Origin of the sequence: Niveibacterium sp. 24ML (genome assembly GCF_026586805.1) — a bacterium.
Lineage (GTDB): Bacteria > Pseudomonadota > Gammaproteobacteria > Burkholderiales > Rhodocyclaceae > Niveibacterium.
On sequence record NZ_JAPFHA010000020.1, the window covers coordinates 52,021 to 68,897 of the forward strand.

A 16,877-nucleotide genomic window follows, 5' to 3' on the forward strand; every position below is an offset into this window, starting at 1 on the left:
GGCGCGAACACGCGCCAGCCCTGGCATGCCATCAGGCCGAGCGACGGCGCCCCAGCATCACGGCGAACAGCGCGATGCCTGCCAATGCCAGGGAGCCGGGCTCCGGCACCACGGCATCAAACATGGCATCCGCCAGCAGTTCATGGGCGTAGGTCGTCGGATGCTGCCAATCCCAGAACAGATGCTGGTTCCACATCGTCGGGTCCATGGCGCAGCTGGTCCAGAGGCAGGCCGCCTGGGTTTCAGTCAGGCCAAAAGCCGAAGCATTCGCAACAATACCTTCCACCGCCGAGAAGGCATCGAAGCGCACCACGCGCCCCGGCGCCATCGCGTCAATGCCGCTCAGTGCCTGGTCCAGCACGCTGTTGAAACCGATGCTCAGCCCAGTGGCCGCGCCAACGGCCTGCGGCCCTGCCTGCGCAGCGCCGGGAGTGCGGCCCAGATTAGGCATGTTGCCCACCATGACATGCTGCGCGCCGCTCATGATCAGGGTTTGCGTAATGGTCGCAAGATTGGTCACCGCCTCGATCACGGCGGCCTGGTAGGCCTGCGGCGTGCTCGCGGGGTCGCGCATCAGCGCCGCAAAGTCATTCGGCCCGCCCCACACGACGTACAGTGCATTCGAGTCAACCGTATGCTGGGCAAGGTAGCGCTCCATCTGCGTGCGCATGCCGGGGAGGTCTGCCGTCGCCAGCACGGGACCAAGCACCGGATCGTTGATGTACAGCGGATCGTGCAACACCGCGTTGTCCGTGCCGGTGTATGAGCCGGACACCGCGTAGTTGCTCACCTGGGCACTGCTGAAACCAAGCTTGCTGGCAAGGTATTCCGCGGCCACCGGGCCATTGCTGAAGCGCCCGTTCCAATAGGCCGGCGGTGGCGGTGCGAAATCGCCGGTGGCTGCGTAGAAGTTGCCGGGGTCAGACAACGAATCGCCAAACAGGATCATCTGGCTGAACGGGGCTGCCCAAGCCTGCCCGCCTCCGCCAAGCAGCAGGACCGAAGCAACAAACAAGGAGCGGGTGGCCGACCACGCACGAACAACGCTAGGTTTTGACATGGAGTTCTCCGACAATCGATGGGTTGCAATCGGGGCCACTGGATTTGTCATCGACAGCGCGCCGCTAGGCACAATGTAGCCGTGCAACGACATCCTTTGCTGCTCGAGCGTCGATTTTCCAGGGCCAAGCGTGACATGCTTGTCACCCAATCCCAAGTGCATACAGCGCGCGTATCGGCTTTCCCATCGTCGCGTGCTCGCGACGCACCCGCGCGATTCAGATTGCCCAGTCGGGCTCCCACCGGCGGGGCGCCGCATCGCGCCCGGCGAACACCGTGGCCTGCTTCGGCATGAGCCAGACCACCTCACCGCTGGCGAGCGCCAGTTGCTGGTGTCGCTCACGCGAGAGCTCGACCTCGATGATCTCGCTCTGGTGCAGCAGCTCGACGCGCACCACCGGCCCGATCGCCTGCACATGTGCCACCTCGGCCTGCAGCGCAGCAGGCGCGGGTTCGCGCAGGATCTCGATGTCGTGGGGGCGGACAAAGGCCTGTGCGTGCGCCGAGGCCTCGCGCCCGACTTCGGCCCATGGGCCGTGCATGCGGCTGTGGAACACGTTCACGTTACCGAGGAACTGATAGACGAAGGGCGTTGCCGGGTTCGAGTACACCTCGTCCGGCGAGCCAACCTGTTCGATCCGCCCCTGGTTCATCACGACCACCCGGTCGGCCACCTCAAGCGCTTCTTCCTGATCATGCGTGACGAACACGCTGGAGATGTGCATTTCGTCATGCAGTCGGCGCAGCCAGCGCCGCAGTTCCTTGCGCACCTGCGTATCGAGCGCGCCAAACGGTTCGTCGAGCAGCAGCACGCGCGGCTCCACCGCCAGCGCACGGGCGAGCGCAATCCGCTGGCGCTGCCCCCCCGAGAGCTGACTCGGATAGCGGCCGGCCAGCCAGTCCAGTTGCACCAGCTTGAGCAGATCCATCACCTTTTCACGGATCTTCGCTTCCGCAGGACGCTCACCGCGCGGCTTCACGCGCAGGCCAAACGCGACGTTCTCGAACACCGTCATGTGCCGAAACAGGGCGTAGTGCTGGAACACGAAGCCGACCTGACGTTCGCGCGTATGAAGGTGGGTAGCCTCTTCACCGGCAAACAGCACCTGCCCCGCATCGGGCACTTCCATGCCGGCGATGATGCGCAGCAGGGTCGTTTTGCCGCAGCCCGAAGGGCCAAGCAAGGCCACCAGTTCGCCGGTCGGGATGTCGAGAGAGATGTCGTCGAGCGCCACGAAGCTGCCAAAGCGCTTGCCGATCTTGCGGATTCCGATGCTCATTTGAGGACTCTCTGATTCATTGGCATTCAGTTACTGCGCACCCGTGCGCTCGGGCGGAAGGGTCGCGCCCAGCATTTGCGTTTCACGCCGCATGCGCCACTCGACAAGCGTCTTGGCGAGCAGGGTGACCAGCGCCAGCAGCGCCAGAATGCTCGCCGCGGCAAAGGCGCCGATCGCGTTGTACTCGTTGTAGAGAATCTCGACATGCAGCGGCAGCGTGTTGGTCTCACCGCGGATATGACCGGACACCACGCTCACCGCGCCGAATTCCCCCATCGCCCGCGCGTTGGCGAGGATCACCCCGTACAGCAGACCCCACTTGATATTGGGGAGGGTCACCCGCCAGAACATCTGCCATCCGGACGCGCCAAGCGAAACAGCGGCCTCCTCCTCCTCGCGCCCTTGCGACTGCATCAGCGGAATGAGCTCGCGTGCGATGTAGGGCACCGTAATGAACAGGGTCGCGATCACCATGCCCGGCACGGCGAAGATGATCTTGATGTCGCGCTCGGCCAGCCAGGGGCCGAACCAGCCCTGGGCACCGAAGATCAGGATGAACAGCAACCCTGCCACCACCGGGCTCACCGCAAACGGCAGATCGATCAAGGTCGTCAGCAGGCTCTTGCCACGGAAGTCGAACTTCGCGATTGCCCACGCCGCCGCAACGCCGAAAGCAATGTTTAACGGCAGCACCAGCGCTGCGATCAGGATCGTGAGCCCGGCCGCCGAGCGCGTCTCGGGTTCCTTGAGCGCCTCCAGGTACAGCGCCCAGCCTTTGGCCAGTGCCTCGCTGAACACCGCGAGCAAAGGCAAAACCAGGAAGAGGAAGAGAAAGCTGAACGCGATCGCGCACAGCACCCAGCGCACGGGCCGCGATTCATTGCTTGCCGCACGCCGGTTCATGCTGCCGCCCCTTCACGCCGCGCGGCGGGCGCTAGCGCCTCGACCGGCCCGCCGCCGCTGTGCCGCCTGGCGGCCCACCATTGCAAGAGGTTGATCGACAGCAGCAAGACAAATGAGATCACCAGCATCACCACGGCGAGAACGGTCGCGCCCACCAGGTCGTACTGCTCGAGCTTCGAGATGATCAGCAAGGGGGTGATTTCGGACACCATCGGCATGTTGCCGGCAATGAAGATCACCGAACCGTACTCGCCGATCGCGCGTGAGAAAGCCAGCGCGAAGCCGGTCAGCCAGGCCGGAAACAGCTGCGGCAGGATGACCCGCCACAAGGTCTGCGCCCGGCTGGCCCCCAGGGTGGCGGCCGCTTCTTCCACCTCCGGCTCGATGTCCTCGATTACCGGCTGCAGCGTGCGCACCACAAAGGGCAAGGTCACGAAGGTCAAGGCCACCATGATGCCGATCGGCGTAAATGCCACCTTGATTCCCAAGGGTTCGATCCACCGCCCCAGCCAGCCGTTGCTGGCATACAGCGTAGTGAGCGTGATGCCCGCCACCGCCGTGGGCAGCGCGAAGGGCAGATCAACCAGCGCATCGACGAAGCGCTTGCCGGGGAAGGTATAGCGCACCAGCACCCAGGCCACGATAAGGCCAAACACCGCATTGATCAGCGCCGCCACGAGCGAAACGCCGAACGTGACGCGGTAGGCCGCCAGCGCACGATCGGCGCTGGCAACGGCCCAGAATTCAGCCGGTGACAAGGCGCTGCTCTTGGCGATCAGCGCGCCAAGCGGAATCAGCACCAGGAGCGACAGATAGGTGATCGCGTAGCCGAGCGATAGCCGCAGCCCGGGCAGAACATTGTGTTGGGAGTTTCGCATCGTACGGTTCGCGGGCCGCGCGCCATCGCGCGGCCTCTGCCTGGTCGCTTACTTGTTGACGTACAACTGGTCGAAGCTGCCGCCATCCTTGAAGTGCGTGGCTGCCGCCTTGCTCCAACCGCCGAAGGCCTCATCAACGGTGAAGGTCTTGATCGCCGGGAATTGCGCCGCGTACTTCTTCAAGACCGCCGCATCGCGCGGACGCAGGTAGTTCTGCGCCGCAACCTCCTGCCCGGCAGGCGACCACAGGTATTCAAGGTAGGCCTGCGCCTGCTTGCGCGTGTTGCGCCGGTCCACCGTCTTTTCGACCAGCGCAACCGGGAACTCAGCCAGGATGGACTGGCTCGGATAGACCACTTCGAACTCGCCGCGACCGAACTCGCGCGCAATCAGTTCGGCTTCCGACTCGAAGGTCACCAGCACGTCGCCGAGCCTGCGCTGCATGAACGAGGTGGTGGCATCCCTGCCGCCGGACGCAAACAGCGGCGCGTTGCGCAGCATCGCTGCGACAAAACCCTTGGCGCTCTCCTGCGTGGCACCCGGCTGACTTTGTGCCCAGCCCCAGGCCGCCAGGTAGCTGTAACGGCCGTTACCGGTGTTCTTCGGGTGCGGCAAGATCACGCCAATGCCCGACTTGGCCAGATCCGGCCAGTTGCGGATCTGCTTCGGGTTGCCCTTGCGGACGATGAACACCATCGTCGATGTGTAAGGCGAAGCCGCGCTGGGGAACTTCTTCGCCCAGTCGGTCACGACCAAACCCTTGTCCACCAGAAACTGGATATCGGTGGCCTGGTTCATCGTCACGATATCGGCTTCCAGCCCGTCGGCCACCGCACGAACCTGCTTGGTCGAACCCGCGTGCGATTGCTTGAGCTCAAGGGTCTCACCGGTCTTGGCTTTCCAGGCCGCAGCAAAGAGCGGGTTGTAATCCTTGTAGAAGTCGCGCGAGACGTCGTACGAGACGTTCAGCAATGACACCTGCGCGCTGGACGCGACGGACACCACCGAAAACAGGGCAGCTAGGAGAATTCGCTTCATGGCGCGGCACACCTCGAAAACAGTCGAGCCGCGATTTTCCCGAATTCCATTAGAACCACGAACCACTAAAACTGAATTTCAAAATAGGAAATTCATATAAAGGCCCGTGACGCTGCGGCGCCTTAGGGAAGGTCTGAATAAGTGAGCGAGAGGGATGCAGCGCAAGGCGCGGCGCGCGCAGCGACCAAGACATATCAAAGGGATAGGCGCGGGAGCGAGCACGCCGCAACGCAGCGATGCGCCGTCGCAGCCACTTATTCAGGCCTTCCTTAGCTCACATGGGTGCAGAAGCCGTCCAGCAACTCGCGCATGCGCTCCGACAAACCCGCCGCCTGTGTCGCCGCCTTCAGGTCCTCAGCCGTTGCCAGGGTCTGATCAAAAAAGGTCCACTGCTGGCGCGCCAGTTCGATATCGGCGCGCGCGTTTTCCGGCAGCGCAGTGTCGGCGACCAGCGCCCCAAGCTGTGCGGAGAATGTCTTGCGCTGCTGCGCCAGCACCAGCGAAACATCAGGCGGGGCCATGCCCCATTGCCGAGTCAGCGCCAGTCGCGCCATGCGCTGAGTCAGCATGCGTATCTCCGATCCACCCAACAGGCGGCGCGATCCATCGCCCGGCTGCGCCTTGGCCAATTGCGCTGCCAGTTTCATCGCCTGATCACTCAGATCCTGCGCCAGCGAACTCAATCGACGCACGCCATCGGGTGCGGGCTTCGCCCCCCAGGCCATGCGGTAGACCCGCCAGCGCTGTTCGATCAGCAGGATCAATTCGCCACTCACCGTGCGGTCGAGCGAGGCGTAAATCTGTTCGAACTCCCGCGTCGATTGCTGCAACTGCATGCCGGCGCGCTGGGTATCGATCCCCACGCCCATCTGGATCCAGCAGCGACCGATACGCTCGGCATGCATGGCGAGCATGCCGGCACGATTGATCGTTACCAGGGGCGAGGCCTGCGGGGCGGCCTTCTTCGCCGCCAGCGCCCCAGCGGGCAAGATCATTGAAGCGGAAGCGAGCAACAGATCGCGACGTTTCATGCCGGGCCCCTCAAGCAGTGCCACCAACAGTCAGCCCGTCGAGGCGGATCGTTGGCTGACCGACCCCGACCGGCACGCTTTGCCCTTCCTTGCCACAGGTGCCCACGCCCGGATCGAGCGCGAGGTCGTTGCCGATCATCGACACCCGCGTCAGCGCATCCGGGCCGTTACCGATCAGGGTTGCCCCCTTGACCGGGTAGGCCAGCTTACCGTTCTCGATCATCCAGGCCTCGGCCGCCGAGAAGACAAACTTGCCGGATGTGATGTCGACCTGGCCGCCACCGAAGTTCACCGCATACAGCCCGCGCTCGACCGAGGCAATGATCTCCTGCGGATCGCGCTCACCAGCCAGCATGATCGTGTTGGTCATGCGCGGCAGCGGCAGGTGCGAGAAGGATTCCCGACGGCCGTTGCCGGTTGGCGCCACGCCCATCAGGCGGGCGTTGGTCATGTCCTGCATATAGCCGGTCAGGATGCCGTCTTCGATCAGCACCGTACGCTGGGTCGGGTTGCCTTCGTCATCCACCGTCAGCGAACCACGCCGCCCCGGCAGGGTGCCGTCATCCACAACGGTGACGCCCTTGGCGGCAACCCGCTCGCCAATGCGGCCGGCGAAGGCCGAGCTGCCCTTGCGGTTGAAGTCCCCCTCCAGGCCGTGGCCGATGGCTTCATGCAACAGGATGCCCGGCCAGCCATTGCCGAGCACCACGGTCATCATGCCCGCGGGTGCCGGCCGGGCCGACAGGTTGGTGCTGGCCTGATGCACCGCCTTGAGCGCGTAGTCGCGCAGCACCTCGTCGGTGAACGCCGCGTAGTCATGGCGCCCGCCACCGCCCGCCGAGCCCTGCTCGCGGCGCCCGCCCTCTTCCATGATCACCACCACCGAGAGGCGGGTCAGGGGCCGCACATCCGCGGCCAGGTGGCCGTCGGATCGCGCCACCATCACCACTTCCCAGGTCGCGGCAAGCGAGGCCATCACCTGCGTGACGCGCGGATCCAGGCTGCGCGCGATCTGCTCGATGCGTTCGAGCAGGCGCACCTTCTCGGCATCGGGCAAGGAGCCGATCGGATCGTCTGCCAGGTAGAGCGGCTTGACCTGCTTGGCCGCGCGCACCGGCACCACCCGCCCGGCGCCGGCCGCCGCAATTGCCCGGGTGGTCTGCGCGGCGGCATCGAGCGCAGCCACGGTGATGTCGTCAGAGTATGCGAAGGCGGTTTTTTCGCCGCTCACCGCCCGCACGCCCACGCCCTGCTCGATGCTGAAACTGCCCGCCTTGACGATGCCCTCTTCCAGGCTCCAGCCCTCAGAGCGCTGGTACTGGAAGTACAGGTCGGCGTAGTCGAGCCGATGCGTCATCAGCGTGCCAAAACAGCGGTCGATCGAAGCCAGATCAAGCTGCCCCGGCGCCAGCAGCAGGCGGTGCGCGGTGTCCATCGGGTGTTCGTGTGTCGGTGTGCTCATGTTCATCCTGTGTCAGATCGGGTGAAGCGCTTGCAACGCGGCGCCAGCCGGGCCACGTCGCGCGCCATCAAAGGCGGCGGTGCTGCAAGGCGGGCAGGCTCTCGCGCAGGCTCCGCTGGTGTTCAGGGTCAATCTCGCCAATCACGACGCCCGCGCCACGCGGCAGGTGCTGCAAGACCGCCCCCCACGGGTCGATCAGCATGCTCTCGCCCCAGGTCCGCCGGCCACCGGGGTGCTCGCCCCCTTGTGCGCTGGCCAGCACATAGCAAAGGTTTTCCACCGCGCGGGCACGCAGCAGCACCTCCCAGTGCGCACGGCCGGTGGTTTCGGTAAAGGCGGCCGGCAGCACGATCAGGGCCAGGTCGCCCATCGCGCGGAAGAGCTCAGGGAAGCGCAGGTCATAGCAAACGGCCAGCCCGACGCGGCCAAAGGGCGCATCGAAGGTGACAATTTCGGCGCCCGCTTCGATCGTGCGCGATTCATCGTACGCCTCATTGCCCTTGCGAAAGCCGAACAGGTGCAGTTTGTCGTAGCGCGCCACCCGCTGCCCGGCGTCGTCGAACACCAGCACCGCATTGCGCACCTTGTCGTGGCTTTGCGCGCGCAGGGGAATCGTTCCGCCCACCAGCCAGACCTTGTAGCGCCGCGCCGTATCGGCCAGAAAGCGCTGCATCGGGCCATCGCCCTCGGCCTCGCACACCGCGAACTTGGCCTGCTCGTCCGGCGAGATCAGCGCAAAGTACTCCGGCAACACCACCAGTTGCGCACCACCCGCGGCGGCCTCGGCGATCAGGCGCTCGGCCTCGCGCAGGTTTTCGCCCACATCCGGGCCGGAGACCATCTGCACCGCGGCAACACGATATCGTTGGCTCACTGTTTGCCTCCGCTGTTCTCTTCAAGCGCCGGTGCGCCGTCCAGTTTGCGCACACGCGGCTCGGCCCAACTGCCATCGACCGCGTAGTCGTAGGTGAACATCTTCTCGACCGGATCACTCAGGATCTTCTGGGCCAGGTAGGCCACCAGCCCGACGGCCGGGTTGAGCGTACCGATCGCCGGCCCCAGGGCAACCCCCAGCGCCACGGTTTCGGAGAGGGTGGGCTGCACCTGCACGCGCAAGGCCTGAGTTTCGGTCGCCAAGTTGACGCTGCCCTGCATCGACACCCGTGCAGCAGGCCCACGTATCCGGAGATCGTCGGTACGCATGATGCCCTGGTGAATTTTCATGCTACCGGAAACGCTGTCGAAGGCGAATCCTTCCGAAAACACATCGCGAAAATCAAGCGTGGCCCGGCGCGGCAAGGATTGCAGACTCAACACGCCCAGCAGCCGCCCCATCCCCGGATCGACCTTGCTGAACTGGCCGGACGCGGCGGTCAGCGTGAAGTCGCCGGAAAGCGATGCGATGTCAGGCGTGGCCGGATCGCCCCGCCAGGCAAGCGCGCCGCGGGCCGTGACTTCACCGCGGCGCAAGAGCCCGGGGTGGCCCAGCCGGCCCAGCAGCGCGCCGGCATCGCGGGCATCAAGATCAAAACGCACGCGCGTCTGGCCGCCCTGATAGGCGCCGTTGAGCGAAATGCGGCCGTCGTCATTGCTCAGCAGCAGTTGTTCAAGCTGCCAGTCTTCACCATCGGGCGCGCCGCGCAACGACAAGGCCCCCACATCGCGCGCGGCGTACATCAGCGCGCCCACCTTCAGATCGACTTGCGGCAAGCGCGCGGCGCCCGCCTTGGGATCGAGCCGCCTTGCCGGCGTGCGAGCGGACTGCACCGGCAGCAGCGCAAGGCGCGAAAGGCGGGCTTCGATTTGCCCGGCGCCACGCGTGTCGATGCTGATGCTGCCCTCGGCAGCCGGGCCGTCGAGCTGCCCGCGCCAGCGTTCGCCTTCACGCTGCGCCACCAAGCCCTGATCGTGAAAGCGCAAGCCCCTGAGCACCAGGTCGCCCGCGTGCACCGCCACGCTATCGAAGGGCGGCGTGCCGGCATCCTGCCCGGCGCTGCCCAGCGCGTCGCGCCAGGCGTCCAGATCCAGATGGTCCACCCGCGCCCGCAAGGCCAGGCCGCGGCCTGGCAAAGCCACATCCGCCGTGCCAAGTGCCAGCACCCCCTGGTCAATCTTGAGCGCACCATCTTGTTCGTGAATCGCCAGGCGCAAGCGCGCGCGCCCCTTGAGCTGCGCCTCGACCTGCTGCCGCGCCTGCTGCGACTGGTTCTGCCATCGCCAGTCCAGCGAGAAGGGCAAAGCCTCGCCCGCCGACTTATTGAGCGGATCGGGCAGGCTCGACGCCACACCCAGCAGGCTGGTTTCGAGCGTCAGGGCCACATCGTGCTCACGCGCCACGATGCGGGCGATGGCCGGCGTTTCGCCCGCGATGTGATCCCACGCCTGTGCCGGGTAAAGGCTGGCAAGATGCCGCGCGCTGACACTGCCATGGGCCTCGATCTCGATTGCACCATCGCGCCGTGTGTCGCCGCGCACCCGTACGGGGGTGCCAAGGAAGGCGCCGCTGGCTTCCGGAATCGAAAAGCGCGACTCGGTAAAGCCGAAGCGCCCGCTCGCCGACTCAAGGTCGGGCAAGCCCGGCAGCAGTCGCAAACGGTTGTCGGCAAAGCGGAACTCGCCTTCGGTGGTGGTTTTCTCCGGCTCGGCCAGCGGCACGGCAAGCCGCAAGGTCAGCGCGCCATCGCCGGTGGCGTCAACGCCGCGGGTGAAATAGCCCACCTTGTCGGCAATCGGGCTGGCATTGATGAATTGCAGAAACTCCCGCGTCGGACCGCTTGCCTTGCCGTCGATGGCCAGCGCGCCCAGCTCCAGGTCTTCGATCACCGCCCGTACCTGCGACACCTGGGCGCCGAACACCTTGCCACGATCGGCGTGGATTTCCATTCGCGCGCGCTCAAAACGCAAGCGCCCATCGATGTCGTCAATCGCTGGCCAGTCAGGCGCGTACTGAAGGCGCGAACCGAGCACCCGCGCATCCACCGTGAACACCCCTTTCGGATCATCGGTGAAGGGGAAATTGGCGAGATCGCCGCGCAACACCAGCGTGGCGTCTTGGGCCTCGCCGTGGGTAATCGCATCGCGCAGCCAGTGCCGCACCTCGGCATCCACCACCGTCGGCATGTAGCGCCAGACTGCGCTGCCGTCCGCGCGCGAGAGCCGCGCTTCGATGTCGATTTCGCCGGGCCCCTCGCCCTTGGTTCGCCACACACCTTTGGCGCTGCCGCTGGCATCTTTGTTGTGAAACTCGGCACGCGCCAGCCGCACACTGGCCTGCCCGTTGTTGAGCTGCCAGTCACCCGAGAAGTTTGCCGCTTCGATCGCGATGTCCCCGGCATCGAACACGGCCGGCAAGGCCAGCGCCCCCTTGTCGACATTCAGCTCGAACTGACCACCGCGCTCGGTCGCCGACACCGTGCCAGACCAGCCCGTGCCGCCCGGCCACAGCCCCTGCGGCGCAAGGCCCAGGCCGGCAAAGCGGGCAGCCATGCGGTAGCGGGCGGGCATGCCCCCCTCGCCTTCCCAGCCGAGGTCAATGCGCTCGATCCGGCCATGCGGCGCCAGCGCCTGCAACTGGCTGCGCAGGGCCGATCGCAACGGCACGCGGCGCATGATCGAGGTCAGCACCGCAAGATCGAGCGACTGGGCACTGAATTCGGCACGGGCAGGCTCACCTGCCGCGCCGGCGGCGCGCTCGAAACGGAAACTCGCGGCGGACATCTCACCGCCTTCATCGGTACGCAGCGCCAGATCGCGCCCTGCCAGGCGCAACACACCGCCTTGCCGCATGGCCTCCAGCCGCCCCCTGATCCAGCCCAGGCGCAGCGGCTCGGCTTCACCGGCAAACCGCAGGGCCGGCCCACGCAAGGCAAAATCGGCCACGCCCAGCGTCAACCCACCCTGCTCGAACCCGAGCCAGACGCGTACGCCACCACGCGCGTACAGCAGCGCTTGCGGCCAATCCAGCCAAGGCTTCCAGGCGGCGAAGTCGGCACGGTCCACGCTGGCATACAGCTCCCCCGACCATTCGCTCACCGGCGCACCCGGATCGGCCTTGATCCGGCCCCGCAGATCCAGCGGCGTCGCCAGCGGGGCCGGCGGGCTCGCGGTCAGGCCCACACGGTGGGTCTTGCCGGCACTTTCAAGCCGCAGGTTCAGACGGGACAGGCGCAGGGGCGGCGCGCCGCGCAGCAAGTCCTGCCACACGACCTCGGCGTCGCGAATCACGATCGCACGCTGATCGAGCAGCCATTCGCGCATGGCCGCATCGTCTTCGCCGGGCGCGGCCGAAAAACCGGCCAGATGGATCGCGCCATCGGTTTCGCGGACCAGGGTCAGCGCGGGTCGATCCACCACCAATTGATGCAAGCGCAAGCCGCCAACGAAGAGCGATCGCCACGACATCGATGCATCCACCGCCTGCAGATGCAGCGGCACCCCACCACCATGGGGTTGCAGGGTCAGGTCGCGCAAGCGCAAGCGCGGCCGCAGGCCATCCCAATCGGCATGAAGATGGCCAATCGTGACAGTCTGGCCAAGGGCTTGCGAGAGGCTTTGTTCGATCTGCGGGCGCCACTGGCCTGCCTGGGGCAGCAGCGCGTGCCGCAGCACCAGCAAGCCGATCCCGCCCGCGAAATAGGCCACCACGGCCGCCCACAATGCGACACGCACCCAGCGGGTCTGCAATCCGTGGGGCGCATAGCGGGATAACTGGAAGCGGAAATACGAAGGCAGCATCGGCAACAGCGAAATACAATCGGGCGCATACGCACCACGTCAGTGTCGATGCGGATGTCAATTCTATTGGAAACCCGCCCTGGAGCCCCATGGAAACCGTCGCACAGTTGACTGAGCGCCTTGCCCCGGCCCTGGCCGCAAGCCGCTACTTGCAGCGCGAACTCAATGCCCGCGCCTGGCTGGCCGATCTTCTGGCCAGTTCAATCGATGCCCCGCTGAGCGCCAATGCAATGCGCGACTTCCTCGCCTGCGAGGCGCCGGACGAAGCCCAGCTCAAGCGCGGCCTGCGCCGCCTGCGCACCTGGGTGATCTGCCACACCGCCGCGCGCGATCTGCTCGGCCTTGCGCCGCTGTCGGAAGTGACCGAGGCGATGACACGCCTGGCCGAGGTGTCGATCGCCCACGCACACGAGCTCCTCCACGCCACGCTTGCCGCGCGCCACGGCGCACCGGCCGGGTCGGATGGCAGCCCGATGCACCTGATCATCATCGGCATGGGCAAGCTGGGCGGCCGCGAGCTCAACGTCTCGTCCGACATCGACCTGATCTTCGTATACCCGGAAGACGGAGAGACCAGCGGCGCACGGCCGCTGTCGCACTTCGAATTCTTCACCCGGCTTGGCCGCCAGATCATTGCCGCGATCGGCGAGGTCACCGAAGACGGCTTTGTCTTCCGCGTCGACATGCGCCTGCGGCCCAACGGCGATTCCGGCCCGCTGGTGTCGAGCTTCGACGCGCTGGAGCACTACTTCATCGCGCAGGGCCGCGAGTGGGAGCGCTTCGCGTGGATCAAGGCGCGTGCGCTGTCGGGCAGCCGCCACGACGAACTGGCGGCAATCGTGCGGCCCTTCGTCTTCCGCAAGTACCTCGACTTCGGCGCGATCAACGCGCTGCGCGCGCTGCACACCCAGATCCGCGCGCAGGTGGCGCGGCGCGAGATGGCCACCAACATCAAACTCGGGCCAGGCGGCATCCGCGAGATCGAGTTCACCGCGCAGGTGTTCCAGATCATCCGCGGCGGGCGCGACATCGGCCTGCAGATCAAGCCCACGCTGCCGGTGCTCGAAGCGCTCGCCGACCGTGGCGTGCTCGATTTCGACGCCGTCGCCGCAATGGAAGAGGCCTACGTCTTCCTGCGTCGGCTCGAACACCGGCTGCAGTACCTCGACGACGCGCAAACCCACGACCTGCCCGCCACGCCGGAAGACCGCCAACGCATTGCGGTGGCGATGGGGTTTGCCGATGAAGCGGCGATGCTCGCCGAGCTTGAACGCCACCGCCGGATCGTCGGCGTTGCGTTCCAAGCCGCATGCGGCGACCCGAACGAGGCCGAACACGCGCTCGACGAATTGTGGGATGCCGGCATCACACCTGAGCATGTCGCCACCCGCTTTGAAGCGATGGGCTTCAAGAACGCCACCGCCGCGGCCGACCGCCTGGCGCAGCTGCGCGAGGGCAACCGCTATCGCCAGCTGCCCGAGAGCATCCGCGAACGTTTTGATGCGCTGATCCCGCGCATCGTCGAAGGCTGCGCCGCGCTACCCAACCCGGACGACACGCTCGCCCGCACGCTGAACCTGATCGAAACGATCAGCCGCCGCGGCGCCTACCTCGCGCTGCTGCAGCAGTACCCGCAAGCCCTGCGTCGCCTGCTCGAACTGGCCTCAGCTTCAAGCTGGGCGGCCGAGTACCTGACGACCCACCCGATCCTGCTCGACGAACTGCTCGACGCCCGCCCGCTCGACGAAGCACCCGACTGGCCGGCCTTTGCCTGCCACCTGCGCGAACAGCTCGACGCCGCCGAACCGGACATAGAACGGCAGATGGATCTGATGCGCGAGCAACACCACGCGCAGGTGTTCCGCATCCTGCACCAGGACATCGCCGGCAAGTGGGAAGTCGAGGCGATCGGCGATCACCTCTCGGCGCTCGCCGACGTGGTGCTTGAAGAAACGATCCGCCAGTGCTGGCGCAAGATCAAGAAACGCCACACCGAAACGCCACAGTTCGCCGTGATCGGCTACGGCAAGCTCGGCGGCAAGGAGATGGGCTACTCATCGGATCTGGACATCGTCTTCCTCTACGACGACGAAGACCAATCCGCATCGGAACACTACGCCCGCCTCGCACAACGCCTGCTGACCTGGCTGTCGAGCCGCACCCCCGCCGGCACGCTGTTCGAAACCGACACCCGCCTGCGCCCCAACGGCGAATCGGGCCTGCTGGTCAGTTCGCTCGAGGCCTTCAGCAAGTATCAGAACGAATCGGCCTGGCTATGGGAACACCAGGCGCTCACCCGTGCCCGCTTTGTGGCCGGCGACAAACGCGTCGGCGCCGCCTTCGAAGCCGCGCGTGAAGAGATCCTGCGCCGCCCGCGCGATCTGGCAGGGCTTGCCACCGACGTGATCGCGATGCGCCGCAAGATGCTCGACAACCACGCCAGTCGTGGCGACAGCTTCAATGTGAAGGACGACCCCGGCGGCCTGATCGACTTCGAGTTCATCATCCAGTACCTCGTGCTCGGTCACGCCCACACCCACCCGAAACTGGTTGCGAACCTGGGCAACATCGCACTCTCGCGCATCTGCGGCGAGCTGGGCCTGATCGACGCGGCGCGCGCCAAGGCCGCCGCAGACGCCTATCGAACCCTGCGCCGCATGCAGCACCGACTGCGCCTGAATGGCGAAAAAGCCCGCCTGCCCGCTGGCAGCGCAGAAGCCGAGCGCGGCGCGATCAGTGCCTTGTGGATGGATGTATTCGGCCGAGCGGCCTGAGACCAGCGAACGGGCGACGCGGCGCTCGCGTCGCCCGGCAATGCTCACTTCCGCTTGACGTAACGGCCGCGCAGCGCAACGCCGGCTTCAAGCCGCCGCAAAACTGAGCAGCGAATGCGAAAGGCCGAGGCCGTCACGCACATCAATCAGCTGGAGCCCAGCGTCGCGCGCGCAGTCGATGAAGGCACGCGATTCGTACATCTTGCTATTGCCGCTCGCCATTGCCGTGAAATACGGTGAAGTGTTGATCAGGCAGAACGCCGCCACTTCATGCTGCTGGCGATCCCAGAAGGTGTCGAGCACCAGCACCCGCCCGCCTTCGGCCAGCGCGGTGCGGGCACGCGCCAAGATGCTACGGATCTTCGCTTCGGAGAAGCAGCACAGGAACTGGCTCATCCACACCACATCCTGCCCGGCCGGGAAGGCGGCCGACTCGTCAAGCAGATCAATTTCATGCGGCGTGGCGCGGTCGAGCACACCCGCGTCGGCGAGCGTCTGGCGGGCGACGTTCAACTGCACCGGCAGGTCGAGCATCGTCACATGCAGCGCCGGATCGTGCTGCAGGCACATGCGGCTCCACTTGCCGGTATTCGCGCCGATGTCCATCAAACGCCGCGGCTTGGCGCTGAACACATGCGGCAACACATCGGGGAAGGCCGAATCCGAATAGTAGTGATCGAAGTTGAACCAGCTCGTTCTGGCCGGTTCGGGCAGCACCGAGAGGCCTTCGTAGATCGTTGGCCAATCGCCCAGCACCTTGAGCCCGAGCGGTTTCTCGTGCTCAAGGCAGGCTTCCAGTTCAGCCAGCCCGAGGTAGCAGACGTCCTGCATGAAATCGGCATTGACGCGGAACAGCGGGTCGCTGACGACAAAGTGCCCCACCTTGCTCAGCACCCACTGTTCTTCCTGGCGATGCACGACCTTCGCAGACATTGCGGTTTCAAGCAGCACGCTGACTGCGTAGCGCGACAAGCCACTGGCTTCGGCCAGGTCTGCGTCCGCCAGGCCCTGCTTCCCGGCCACCGCCAGCGCATTGAGAATGCCGCGCTTCCACGCGATGCGGACGCACTGAAACACAACCGGCGCGAAAGCGATCCGCTGCGCTTCATACTGGGCCGCAAGGGCCGTCATCCGTGCGGGAGGAAAACCAGGGTTGGCAGAAAACTTCGAATCCATGGGGCTCATCGCGGGGCAGTTTCGTTCTTGTAGGACAGCCTTGCTGCTGCGCTCGCGCAAGGCCTGTGCGGCCTGACAGGGGCTGCCAGAAGGGCTGTCGTGGAGGCGAGATTCAGCGCTTAGCGCTCGCCGCGCAGGATCTGACCCGCCGCCCGCGTGATTGAGGCCGTCCAGCGGTAGTACGCGTTGTCGATCATGCGGGAGCCATCGGCGGACTGGGCGTACTTGAGGTTATCGCTGGAGAGGTACTCGAAGCGGTATTCGGATTCCGAGTAGATCGCAGCCACTTCAAGTTTGTGTTTGCCGCCGCGATGCATCAGCGACAACACGACGCGCCCCGGCGTTTCCGATACCAGCATCCAGCCGTGGGCCGCGGCACCATTGACAAGGGCATCGCGCACCTGCGCAGCGCTCACCGGTGCAGACACCATGCTGGCAACGCTGATCCGCTCACCGTCCTTGAGCTCGGTCAGATAGGCCTGGGCCGGGAATGGTGCAGCCAGCGCGCAACAGAGGGACAACGCAAGAAGGGATCTTTTCAT

The 16,877-nt window shown here is 65.7% G+C and carries 12 protein-coding genes; 1 reads left to right on the forward strand and 11 read right to left on the reverse strand.

Features of this window, described 5'->3' with window-relative positions; all coding sequences use genetic code 11:
• Positions 1-31 precede the first annotated feature (31 nt).
• The 9 genes from OPU71_RS16045 to OPU71_RS16085 all read right to left on the reverse strand — a co-directional run bounded on the left by OPU71_RS16045 (position 32) and on the right by OPU71_RS16085 (position 12,385).
• On the reverse strand, positions 32-1,060 hold the full coding sequence (locus OPU71_RS16045; RefSeq protein ID WP_267729022.1) for an SGNH/GDSL hydrolase family protein: 1,029 nt from the start codon (positions 1,058-1,060) through the stop codon (positions 32-34).
• 217 nt (positions 1,061-1,277) lie between these two features.
• Entirely contained in the window at positions 1,278-2,339 is a 1,062-nt protein-coding gene (locus OPU71_RS16050) for a sulfate/molybdate ABC transporter ATP-binding protein (protein ID WP_267729023.1), read from the reverse strand.
• Positions 2,340-2,369: 30 nt separating this feature from the next.
• Positions 2,370-3,242 carry a sulfate ABC transporter permease subunit CysW gene (gene cysW / locus OPU71_RS16055; RefSeq protein ID WP_267729024.1) on the reverse strand — a complete coding sequence of 291 codons (873 nt, stop codon included), beginning with the start codon at positions 3,240-3,242 and terminating at the stop codon, positions 2,370-2,372.
• The gene (cysT, locus tag OPU71_RS16060; RefSeq protein WP_267729025.1) at positions 3,239-4,120 is read right to left on the reverse strand and encodes a sulfate ABC transporter permease subunit CysT; all 882 of its coding nucleotides are present in this window, start codon (positions 4,118-4,120) and stop codon (positions 3,239-3,241) included. The genes cysW and cysT overlap by 4 nt, the downstream gene beginning before the upstream one ends.
• Before the next feature lie 48 nt (positions 4,121-4,168).
• The gene (locus OPU71_RS16065) at positions 4,169-5,158 is read right to left on the reverse strand and encodes a sulfate ABC transporter substrate-binding protein (RefSeq protein WP_267729026.1); all 990 of its coding nucleotides are present in this window, start codon (positions 5,156-5,158) and stop codon (positions 4,169-4,171) included.
• A 269-nt stretch (positions 5,159-5,427) separates the two neighbouring features.
• The gene (locus OPU71_RS16070) at positions 5,428-6,189 is read right to left on the reverse strand and encodes a hypothetical protein (protein ID WP_267729027.1); all 762 of its coding nucleotides are present in this window, start codon (positions 6,187-6,189) and stop codon (positions 5,428-5,430) included.
• Between the two features lie 10 nt (positions 6,190-6,199).
• Positions 6,200-7,651: a metalloprotease TldD gene (gene tldD / locus OPU71_RS16075; protein WP_267729028.1), complete on the reverse strand. Its 1,452-nt coding sequence runs from the start codon at positions 7,649-7,651 to the stop codon at positions 6,200-6,202.
• 67 nt (positions 7,652-7,718) lie between these two features.
• On the reverse strand, positions 7,719-8,525 hold the full coding sequence (locus tag OPU71_RS16080) for a carbon-nitrogen hydrolase family protein (protein WP_267729029.1): 807 nt from the start codon (positions 8,523-8,525) through the stop codon (positions 7,719-7,721).
• Entirely contained in the window at positions 8,522-12,385 is a 3,864-nt protein-coding gene (locus OPU71_RS16085) for a YhdP family protein (protein ID WP_267729031.1), read from the reverse strand. The genes OPU71_RS16080 and OPU71_RS16085 overlap by 4 nt, the downstream gene beginning before the upstream one ends.
• Positions 12,386-12,474: 89 nt before the next feature.
• On the opposite strand from OPU71_RS16085, the gene glnE reads away from it, so the two are divergent.
• Complete coding sequence (gene glnE / locus OPU71_RS16090) at positions 12,475-15,159, forward strand: bifunctional [glutamate--ammonia ligase]-adenylyl-L-tyrosine phosphorylase/[glutamate--ammonia-ligase] adenylyltransferase (RefSeq protein ID WP_267729032.1); 2,685 nt, start codon at positions 12,475-12,477, stop codon at positions 15,157-15,159.
• Between the two features lie 87 nt (positions 15,160-15,246).
• Here glnE and OPU71_RS16095 read toward each other — a convergent pair whose 3' ends face one another.
• Both OPU71_RS16095 and OPU71_RS16100 read right to left on the reverse strand, forming a co-directional pair.
• Positions 15,247-16,335, reverse strand: a complete 1,089-nt coding sequence (locus OPU71_RS16095) for a class I SAM-dependent methyltransferase (RefSeq protein WP_267729033.1) — start codon at positions 16,333-16,335, stop codon at positions 15,247-15,249.
• Between the two features lie 119 nt (positions 16,336-16,454).
• The gene (locus OPU71_RS16100; protein WP_267729034.1) at positions 16,455-16,877 is read right to left on the reverse strand and encodes a hypothetical protein; all 423 of its coding nucleotides are present in this window, start codon (positions 16,875-16,877) and stop codon (positions 16,455-16,457) included.

What these genes read in the sequence shown, in the direction of transcription:
- OPU71_RS16100 (WP_267729034.1), bottom strand. Translation starts at nt 16,877, where the DNA reads ATGAAAAGATCCCTTCTTGCGTTGTCCCTCTGTTGCGCGCTGGCTGCA.
- tldD (WP_267729028.1), bottom strand. Translation starts at nt 7,651, where the DNA reads ATGAGCACACCGACACACGAACACCCGATGGACACCGCGCACCGCCTG.
- cysW (WP_267729024.1), bottom strand. Translation starts at nt 3,242, where the DNA reads ATGAACCGGCGTGCGGCAAGCAATGAATCGCGGCCCGTGCGCTGGGTG.
- cysT (WP_267729025.1), bottom strand. Translation starts at nt 4,120, where the DNA reads ATGCGAAACTCCCAACACAATGTTCTGCCCGGGCTGCGGCTATCGCTC.
- OPU71_RS16065 (WP_267729026.1), bottom strand. Translation starts at nt 5,158, where the DNA reads ATGAAGCGAATTCTCCTAGCTGCCCTGTTTTCGGTGGTGTCCGTCGCG.
- OPU71_RS16070 (WP_267729027.1), bottom strand. Translation starts at nt 6,189, where the DNA reads ATGAAACGTCGCGATCTGTTGCTCGCTTCCGCTTCAATGATCTTGCCC.
- OPU71_RS16095 (WP_267729033.1), bottom strand. Translation starts at nt 16,335, where the DNA reads ATGGATTCGAAGTTTTCTGCCAACCCTGGTTTTCCTCCCGCACGGATG.
- OPU71_RS16050 (WP_267729023.1), bottom strand. Translation starts at nt 2,339, where the DNA reads ATGAGCATCGGAATCCGCAAGATCGGCAAGCGCTTTGGCAGCTTCGTG.
- OPU71_RS16085 (WP_267729031.1), bottom strand. Translation starts at nt 12,385, where the DNA reads ATGCTGCCTTCGTATTTCCGCTTCCAGTTATCCCGCTATGCGCCCCAC.
- glnE (WP_267729032.1), top strand. Translation starts at nt 12,475, where the DNA reads ATGGAAACCGTCGCACAGTTGACTGAGCGCCTTGCCCCGGCCCTGGCC.
- OPU71_RS16045 (WP_267729022.1), bottom strand. Translation starts at nt 1,060, where the DNA reads ATGTCAAAACCTAGCGTTGTTCGTGCGTGGTCGGCCACCCGCTCCTTG.